This is a genomic window from Marinobacter sp. (genome assembly GCF_041686475.1).
In the GTDB taxonomy this organism is placed as follows: domain Bacteria; phylum Pseudomonadota; class Gammaproteobacteria; order Pseudomonadales; family Oleiphilaceae; genus Marinobacter.
In genome coordinates, this window is record NZ_JAWLDU010000080.1 from 1 (window position 1) to 8,809 (window position 8,809).

The 8,809-nt window shown below is 58.6% G+C and carries 8 protein-coding genes; 1 reads left to right on the forward strand and 7 read right to left on the reverse strand.

Annotation, left to right across the window (positions count from 1 at the left end):
* On the reverse strand, nt 1-372 hold a 372-nt coding region (locus ACESMB_RS13660; RefSeq protein WP_372971828.1), incomplete at its 3' end, for a contractile injection system protein, VgrG/Pvc8 family.
* Between the two features lie 218 nt (nt 373-590).
* Between ACESMB_RS13660 and ACESMB_RS13665 the strand changes: the two genes are divergently transcribed.
* Nucleotides 591-1,616: an NADP-dependent oxidoreductase gene (locus tag ACESMB_RS13665; RefSeq protein WP_372971829.1), complete on the forward strand. Its 1,026-nt coding sequence runs from the start codon at nt 591-593 to the stop codon at nt 1,614-1,616.
* 27 nt (nt 1,617-1,643) lie between these two features.
* Here the strand turns inward: ACESMB_RS13665 and ACESMB_RS13670 are convergent, their stop codons facing one another.
* From ACESMB_RS13670 to ACESMB_RS13695, 6 genes are read right to left on the reverse strand one after another with little or no spacing between them, the layout of a single operon-like run.
* Entirely contained in the window at nt 1,644-2,609 is a 966-nt protein-coding gene (locus ACESMB_RS13670; protein ID WP_372927707.1) for an NAD(P)H-quinone oxidoreductase, read from the reverse strand.
* 32 nt (nt 2,610-2,641) lie between these two features.
* Nucleotides 2,642-3,763 carry a DUF3524 domain-containing protein gene (locus tag ACESMB_RS13675; RefSeq protein ID WP_372971830.1) on the reverse strand — a complete coding sequence of 374 codons (1,122 nt, stop codon included), beginning with the start codon at nt 3,761-3,763 and terminating at the stop codon, nt 2,642-2,644.
* A 15-nt stretch (nt 3,764-3,778) separates the two neighbouring features.
* Complete coding sequence (locus ACESMB_RS13680) at nt 3,779-5,476, reverse strand: sugar phosphorylase (RefSeq protein WP_372971833.1); 1,698 nt, start codon at nt 5,474-5,476, stop codon at nt 3,779-3,781.
* A gap of 29 nt (nt 5,477-5,505) precedes the next feature.
* Nucleotides 5,506-6,729 (reverse strand): glycosyl transferase, encoded by a 1,224-nt coding sequence (locus ACESMB_RS13685; protein WP_372971831.1) that lies wholly within the window; start codon nt 6,727-6,729, stop codon nt 5,506-5,508.
* 31 nt (nt 6,730-6,760) lie between these two features.
* Nucleotides 6,761-7,564, reverse strand: a complete 804-nt coding sequence (locus ACESMB_RS13690; protein WP_372927651.1) for an HAD-IIB family hydrolase — start codon at nt 7,562-7,564, stop codon at nt 6,761-6,763.
* An 11-nt stretch (nt 7,565-7,575) separates the two neighbouring features.
* Nucleotides 7,576-8,523 (reverse strand): hypothetical protein, encoded by a 948-nt coding sequence (locus ACESMB_RS13695; protein ID WP_372971832.1) that lies wholly within the window; start codon nt 8,521-8,523, stop codon nt 7,576-7,578.
* Nucleotides 8,524-8,809 lie beyond the last annotated feature (286 nt).

The following is an 8,809-nucleotide window of genomic DNA, read 5'->3' on the forward strand; positions in this document are numbered from 1 at the left end:
CAGGGTACGCACGATGGCGTCGGTGCTCCGGGTCTGGAAAATGCGGCTGTTGTGCATCAGGCCCAGGCGCCACAGCGGGGGCTGGACGATGACTTCGTAGCGGGTGCGGCGATGGCCGGAATCGCCCCGGGCGAATTCGTTGGCTACACCGTGGAAACGCCTAAGAGGCACACCGTCCTGCCAGACCACCAGTTCCACCGGCTGTTCCAGCACTTCTTCAGCGGCAATATCCGGGGCCGTACTGGCCAGATCCAGCTTGCAATGGCAAAGCGTCGAGAGGGTTTCGGTCAGTTCAAAGCGGACGACCGCGAACAGGTCTCTGGGGAGTTGGCCAAGGGTGGCCGTGAACTGCAGTCCGGTTGCCTGGGGCATGTCTTCGATCCCTGAAGAAATAAATGTTTTTCGCTCATCCTGAGCTCAGACGGATTATAACGACCAACCTAAAAAATGTAACCCCACCCAATGGGGTCTGACCCCAGTGCATTTTACAAGGTGAAATGTATCGGGGTCAGACCCCAGCACTGGATGTTGACCTTGTAACGATTCTGCTGCACCCTAATCTGGTTTCATTACGCAACCGGAGATAATTTGTGAGCAACTATACCAATAGAGCGGTCGTTCTCAAGCAGCGCCCACAGGGCGAGATTCAGGACGGTGACCTGGTGCTGGAAGAGCGCCCGGTCCGCAATCTGAAGGATGGCGAAGTGCTGGCCCAGGTGCTGTGGCTGTCCCTGGACCCTTACATGCGTCCACGTATGAACGATGCCAAGGGTTACATGGATCCCATCGGCCTTGGCGAGGTTATCGTTGGCGAGAGCGTTGCACGGATCGTTGAGTCCCGCTCGGATAATCTTAAAGTTGGCGACCTGGTGACCTGCTATTCCGGTTGGCAGGAATACGTGGTTTTCCCCGGCGATGCGGAGATGGTCTACAAGATTGACCAGAAAGACAACGTGCCCCTGCAGGCTTACCTGGGTGTGGCCGGTATGCCAGGACGCACTGGCTACTGCGGCCTGATGTACGTGGGCAAGCCGAAAGCCGGTGAAACCGTGGTGGTTTCAGCTGCGTCCGGCCCGGTAGGAACCGTGGTAGGCCAGACTGCGAAGAAAGAAGGCTGTCGTGCAGTCGGCGTGGCCGGTGGTCCGGAGAAATGCCGTTACGTGGTGGAAGAGCTCGGCTTTGATGCCTGCGTGGATTACAAGGCCGGCAACCTGGAAGAAGACCTGAAAGCCGCCTGCCCCGACGGTATCGACATCTATTTTGAAAACGTTGGCGGTGCAGTGACCCGCGCTGTCGCACCGCTGCTGAATCCAGGCGCGCGAGTACCCATCTGTGGTTTCGTGTCCGCCTATAACGCGGAAGACATGAGTTCGGTGGAAACGCCCTTCCACGTGCTGAAGGCACTGGACCCGGTTCCGGAACACCGCTTCTTCCTGGTAACCGAGTGGCAGGACAAGCATCAGGAAATCACCAACATCCTCGCGGATCGTGTGGCTTCCGGTGAGCTCAAATACCACGAGACCATCGCCGAGGGCCTGGAAAACGCGACGGAAGCCTTCAAAGGCATGCTGAAAGGAAAGAACTTCGGCAAACAGCTGGTGCACGTCGCCGACTGATCCCTACAAACCTCCAGGGAGGGAGGTTTACCCGGCCACCTGCAGTAACACCTTCCCGATATTACGGTTTTCAGTCACATAGGCCATGGCTTCGCCAGCCTTTTCGATAGGCCAGGAACTGTCGATCACCGGGTCAATTTGCCGGGCACTGAGCAATGGCCAGACGTGCTGGTAAAGAGCACTCATGACGTTGCCCTTGTCAGCCACTGGCAGCGACCTCAGCGTCGAGCCAATGAGGCGGTGGCGTTTCATCAGCATCAGCCCCAGATCCACTTCCGCCATGCGGCCACCCATCAGGCCAATGAGTATGATTCGACCGTCCACGTTCAGCACTTTCTGGTCGTCGGCGATATAGTTGCCGCCAACCGGATCCAGCACCATGTCCACGCCGCCCCAGGATTTAATGGCGTCGACGAACGAACCGTCATTGCGATTCCAGACGCCAGTGGCGCCCAGTTTCTTACAGGCTTCCAGTTTGTCGTTATCACCGGCGGTGGCAAAGACCGGATTACCCAATGCCGTTGCCAGCTGAATAACGGTTGTACCCAGACCACTGGCAGCGGCGTGAACCAGCACCTTTTCACCGGGCTTGAGGGCGGCTTCGTGATAGAGGTTCAGCCAGGCGGTGGCGAACACTTCCGGAATCGCTGCGGCCTCTTCCAGGGTATAGCCCTTCGGGATTGGCAATACCTGCACCGCCGGCACCACCACATGGGTGGCGTAGCCGCCGCCGGTAAGCAGGGCACAGACTTCATCACCAGGCTTGAGGTGGTCCACACCCTCCCCCACTTCGGAGATGGTTCCGCTGACTTCCAGGCCCAGGATCTCCGAAGCACCGGGCGGTGGTGGATAAACGCCGGCCCGCTGCATCAGGTCTGCACGGTTGATGGCGGTCCACGCAATATCAATTGCTACATGACCTTCAGGCACTTCGGAAGGGATGTCATACGCTTCCCAGCTTAACGTGTCGCCACTGACCTTGATGGCTCTCATCATCTGCGCTCACTCCGTGTTTTGAATCAGGCTCAGGATACCGTCAGCTGGCCCAGAGTTTCACTGATCACTTTGTAATATTTCTTTTGCAGTTTGCTGAGCCGCCAGGCTTGCGGCGGGCAGGGCTCAGGTGTCTGCTGTAATAACTGATGCAACAGGCCTGCCGCTGCGTCTGCTTCTGCCACCGGGTCGTCCGGATGGCTGGCGTATCTTTGCGCGTCCGGCACATACTCGCGATATGCCAGCCGGTCCGGCGCCAGCGCCATACACCCGGAGGCCGTGGCTTCCAGCACCGACAACCCCTGAAAATCATGCAGGGCCGTGGTAATGGCCACATCGGCCTCTGCCAGCAGGCGATCATAGTCTGCTCTGCTCTGCAGATATCCCCAGTTCACAATACGTTCCCGGTGCCGCTGATGTATCAGATCAAACGCCTCGGGCTGATTACGAAACTGTTCACCCACCACGCTCAGGTGGAAGTCCTGGCCTGCCGCCGCCAATGCATCCAGCATCAGCAACAACCGATCCGGCGCCTTGTCGTACTCCCAACGATGATTCCACAGCAGGTGGGGGCACTGGGCGTTGACGGTATGGCGCCGTCCTGTGAAAAGCCGGTCGTCAATTGGCACAGGAACTACCCGGGATTTCTCACGGATACGATTGATCAGACCATCGGGAAGCCCATCCGGCATTTTGTCCAGGAACCGGTAAGCCTCACCCAGAAAGCTGTCCCGGTTCCAGGCACTGTTAAACAGCACCTGATCAGCCGCGATGGCACTGTACAAATTGACCATTTTGGGCTCGGCGCTGGAATGCTGCCGACCGGAATCCGGATAGGCAAACTGGTTTTCGTGCATGTAGAGAATGGAGGGTGTACGCGCCAGGCGGGGATGAAACCCCTTCAGGGACGCCAGATCCACCATGGAGGTGACGATCAGCAGATCATAACTGGCTTTCAGCGCCGGCTCCTGCAGCCAGGTCAGTGCGTTACCGCGAATCCGCCAGCGGAAAAAGCGGGGCGGAAGGGCCAGCACCTCCCAGTTGAATTCCGGCTGGCTGGCCACCAGCTGTTGTCGCCAGCGCTGGTGACTACCGGCGTCGTAAGCGGACAGAAGCAGGATGCGGGGCCGATGGTGTGGAGAGTGGGGTGGCATTCACGCATTCTGCCATTATTCCCGGTTGGACAGCCACACACTTTGATAGGGCTTGAGGGTCAGACATCCGGAGAGATCATCGATTTTCAGACCGGAAATCAGGTCCTGCCACTGGTCGGTGCCGATCAGGTTGATATCTCCCAGGGAGACCTGCTGCACTTCATCGGAGATGTTATGAATGCAGAAGATAGACTGATCCCGGCGCATACTCTGGCGCCAGAAGCCGAACAGCTGCAGTCCCAGGTGCAGGGTGAACTGGGTGGCGTTGGGATGAAAAGCGGGCTGCCGGCGACGAATGGCAATCAGGCGTTTGAGTTCTGTGAACACCTTGTGATGGTGGCTCAGCGGGTCCGCCAGCTCTTCCTCCAGCCGGTCCAGATTCCACTGGCCACGGTTGATGGAGCGCAGGCGCCCGGTGTTCTCTACCCGCTCCCGGTCGTTCTCCGTGCCCAGCAGGCTGTGAATGTAGAACGCGGGAATACCCTCCAGGGCCAGCATGATGGTATGGGCGCAGAGGAACCGGTGCAGCTGCCAGTGATCGGCGCCCCGCTCCGCTGTTCCCTTTAACGCGTCGAACAGCGCCACGTTCATTTCGTAGGGCTGGTCCTTGCCGTCCGGCGTGCGCCGATAGGATACCTTGCCCCCGAAAGATTCCATGGTATTGACCAGACGCTGCTTTTCCTCCTCTGTAAGCAGACCGTCGGTCGGGCGCAGGCCTACGCCATCGTGGGAGGCAATAAAATTCAGATAGGTCGTGCCCATCTGGGCCGGCGGCATGCTCATCAGCCAGGTTTTCAGGTGCCGGCAGTTGCCGGTGACCAGGGTATTGATCAGCAGCGGCGGCAGAGAAAAATTGTAAATCACATGGGCTTCGTTGGCGTTACCGAAGTAGGTCAGGTTTTCCCGGTTGGGGACGTTGGTTTCGGTGATCACCACACCATGGGGCGTGTGATGCTCGATCAGCAGCCGCAGTATCTTGATCAGTTCGTGGGTTTGCTGCAGGTGAATGGAGGGCGTGCCCACCTCTTTCCAGAGGAAGGCCACTGCATCCAGCCGGAAGATGGTCACACCCCGCTCCAGATAAGAACGGATAATGCCCACAAACTCGTTGAGCACCTGGGGGTTGGCAAAGTTCAGGTCCACCTGGTCTTCGCTGAAGGTGCACCACACATAACGTTCGCCATCGTCCGTCTGCACCGCGTTGAGCAATGGCGATGTGCGGGGCCGGACCACAGCACTCAGGTCATCCGTGGGCCTGGCCTCGAAGAAATAGTCCTTGCCGGGGTCGATCCGCTTCTTGAAGTTCTCGAACCAGCGGCTGCGGGCCGACATGTGGTTGATCACCAGGTCCGCCATCAGTTTGTAGTTGCCGGCAATGCGCTCGATGTCTTCCCATTCACCGTGGGATTCATTCACCGCCAGGTAGTCCATCACCGAGAAGCCGTCGTCCGAGCTGTAGGGGAAGAACGGCAGGATATGCACCGCCGACACCGTGTCCTTGAGGCAATCCTCAAGAAACTGGAACAGGGTCTGAAGCGGCTTTTCATGACTGCGCTGGACCGTGTCTGCGTAGGTAATCAGCATCACATCGGCCTCATCCCAGTTATTCTGATGGGCCGGAGGGGCGGGAGCATCCGGCGCCAGCTCCATGGTGGTCAGCAGCTGATCTGCCAGAAATCCGGTATCGATGGCCGGATAAACCACGTCCAGCATGGTGGCAAGCTTTTGGTGCAGGGTGTTGCTCACTGGCAATACTCCTCGTTATCCAGTTCCACGGCTTCCAGAAGCTGTTCCTTGATGTCCGGAATCGCACTGGTGACGCGATTCCAGCTGGGAATGAACGGGGTGTCCATGGGGTTGTCCAGGAAATAGGCCCCTGCCCTCATCACGTTCTGGGCAAACAGTTCCACCGCTTTCTCTTCCTTGTGGCGGTCAAATGTCAGCCCGTTGATCACGGCATCACTCTGGTAGGTTTCCACAAAATCCAGCGCAATGCGGAAATACGCCGCCTTGATGGTACGGAACTTCTCGTTGGAGAAAATCTCGCCGTTGGTGGCCAGCTTGCGGAACAGGGCTTTGCTGATATCCGTGCTCATCTTGGAGAGACCACGGCTGGCGTCTTCCGGTGAGAGCTCCTGGTGCTTGTGATCGTAAGTGTCGGCAATGTCCACCTGGCACAGGCGATTGGTAGCGTAGTTGCGCTTCATCTCAGAGAGCACCCCCACTTCCAGCCCCCAGTCACTGGGAATGCGCAGGTCGTTGATCACATCGGTGCGGAAGGAGAACTCGCCGGCCAGCGGGTAACGGTAGCTGTCCAGGTAGTCCAGGTAATCGTTGGGGCCGCACACTTTTTTCAGGGCCCGGATCAGCGGGGTTACCAGCAGGCGGCTGACCCGTCCGTTCATTTTGCCATCCGCCACGCGAGCGTAATAGCCTTTACAGAACATGTAGTTGAAGCTGGGATTGGCCACCGGGTAGATCAGCCGGGCCACCAGGTCCCGGGAATACGTCAGTATGTCGCAGTCATGCAGAGCCACGGATTTGCTCATCCCGGACGCAAGCACATAACCGAAGCAGTACCAGACATTCCTGCCCTTGCCCATCTCGGTGGGTGCCAGGTTCTGTTCCCGCAGCTTGAGGTCGAGAGCCCGCAGGCGTGGGCCGTCATTCCACAGCACCCGCACATGCTGGGGCAGTTCGGAGAAGTACTCCAGCGCGTGGCGATATTCCTGCTCATTGGCGCGGTCCAGGCCAATAACGATCTGCTCAAGATACGGCACCTTCGCCAGTTCGCTGACGATGTTTTTCAGGGCCGGGCCTTCCAGCTCCGAATACAGCGAGGGCAACACCAGCGACATGGGCCGGGCCTTGCGAAAGCTCATCAGCTCCTGTTCCAGTTCCTCCACCGGCCGGCGGCAAAGGTTATGAAGGGTTGTGATGATGCCGTTCTGATAAAAGTCGCCCATGGCGGCTCTCCTGTTGTTGCAAAACCCGGTTTCAGTAACCGTACTCAATCAGCAGATTCAGCACGCATTCGTTCCAGCCTGCCGGGCCAATCTTGATGGACCTTATGGCCCGGCTCTGTGACGGCAGGGACACGCGTTGGGACTGCACACCCCGCACGATCACCGCAATGTCCGCCTCTTCCAGCATTTGCTGATCGTTGGGGCTGTCGCCCAGCGCAATGGCAATAACCTTTTCAACGGGATATTGCGCCCTGTACTTTCCCAGCAAGAACCGGACCCCATCGGCCTTATCGAAGGTTCCCATGGCATGCAGAAAGCGCCCACCCTGAACCAGGCGGCAGTTGTGCTCGCTCAGTCTGTGGCGGAATCCGGCCAGTGAAGCCTCGTCTCCCTCCCACAGAAGCGGCTCTGTTCCAGCGCGGTCTTTCGCAAGTTCTGCTTCTGATTCCGAGAGCCCGGAGCGCCCGGCCAGCTCGGCTGGGCTCATGTCGGCAAAGCTGAGGAACCGGAACCCTTCTGCCCGACATTCTTTCAGCAGGGCCAGCACTTCGTCCCGGGATGCCCCAAAAGTCTGCACCTGCTCCGGGCCCGGTCCAAAACAGTTCGCGGGGATAACCACTGCGGCGCCGTTTTCCACGATAAAGGGCGCGGTGTTGCCCAGTTTTTCCCGGAGCGCGCGTATCTCGCCGGCGGTTTTACTGGAGTTGAGCACCACCGGGATATCCGCTGCTGCCAGCCTCGCCAGCGCGGGCTTTGCCGGGGACCAGTCGTAGCTGTCGTGGTCCAGCAAGGTGCCGTCGAGGTCGGAAAACAGGATCAGACGGGGCTTGGGCATGGCGAAATCCTCTACTGTCGCTGACGGATCAAGGGTTCACCGAAACTGTGGTCTTCCCCCACGTTAACCAAGCAATCCGCGCGGGCCGGCATCTCCGCGAGACTGGCACGGGTGATCCGTTCATAGTGCATGATGAAACGGACAACCTCTTCATCACTCATAATGCGCGATGGTTGGTTACTCTCGCCGTTTTTTTCGCCCTCTTTTGGTGCGCTGCCGGCTCGCTCCCGCAGCTTGTGCTCCTGAAGGGTGCGCCACCGGAGAACACATTCCATGGAAGGTGCCTTCAGCATGATCAGACAGTCGACCTGACTGAAAAAATCCCCGTACTCACCCCTGAGGCAACGGTTGACGTATTGTCGCCAGGTGCCCTCCGGGTCCTCGTGCCGCTCAAGTTCGTTAACCGGCGCCATCAACTCTCCATCGCTGGCGGCCGGTTCCGCGCCCATACACCAGCCTTCGATCAGGATCACCTCGGCGCGGCCCCGGAATACGGGCCACTGGTGAGCTGGTCGGCGGTCGTCGCGGGATTTGTCGAAGGCCGGGATGGGGGTTTCCGTATCCGCGCCGGCGGCTTTCAGCTGGTCGATGACCTGCTGGCCCAGCGCGATGTCGTGGGTGCCGGGTACGCCGCGGGTTATAAGCAGTGGATGGACATCCTCGGCCAGTTGCTCCCGCTCGGCGCGGGTGAGATAGAGGTCGTCCAGGGAGAAGCTGGCGGTGGGAATGCGGTAATGGACGGTCAGCAGTTCCCTGAGGAATTCAGTCAGGGTGGATTTGCCGGTACCCTGGGCGCCATGGATGCCGATGGTGATGGGTTCGGTCCTGGTCTGTCTGAGGTTGTGGATGTGTTGGGCCAGGGGGAGGATGGTCTTTTTGACGGTGTCGGCGTAGGAATCGGGGAGGGATTCCTGATTGATCAGTTTCTGGATGGTGGTGGTCAGATCGGGTGCGGACACTTTGCTGGTTCCTGTTGGTTTGTTTTGGGTTTTGCAGGTTTTGTACCAATTGGAGTATAGGTTGTCAGAGTCCGGTTTGTTTGTGGTGGTTGAGAGTTATCTGGGATACTGGAGCTATGAGCAGCAACAGTTTTAAAATCGAACATCGCTACCTTGAGCTACCGGACAGTTTTTATACCCGGGTGCAGCCAACGCCGTTGAAGGACGCGCGGATGGTGTGTTTTAACCATGATCTGGCGCGGGAGATGGGGTTCCATTCGGAGAACCCGGAAGAGTGGACCGGCGT

What these genes read in the sequence shown, in the direction of transcription:
- ACESMB_RS13680 (WP_372971833.1), bottom strand. Translation starts at nt 5,476, where the DNA reads ATGCTGGACGTGGTTTATCCGGCCATCGATACCGGATTTCTGGCAGAT.
- ACESMB_RS13675 (WP_372971830.1), bottom strand. Translation starts at nt 3,763, where the DNA reads ATGCCACCCCACTCTCCACACCATCGGCCCCGCATCCTGCTTCTGTCC.
- ACESMB_RS13690 (WP_372927651.1), bottom strand. Translation starts at nt 7,564, where the DNA reads ATGCCCAAGCCCCGTCTGATCCTGTTTTCCGACCTCGACGGCACCTTG.
- ACESMB_RS13670 (WP_372927707.1), bottom strand. Translation starts at nt 2,609, where the DNA reads ATGAGAGCCATCAAGGTCAGTGGCGACACGTTAAGCTGGGAAGCGTAT.
- ACESMB_RS13685 (WP_372971831.1), bottom strand. Translation starts at nt 6,729, where the DNA reads ATGGGCGACTTTTATCAGAACGGCATCATCACAACCCTTCATAACCTT.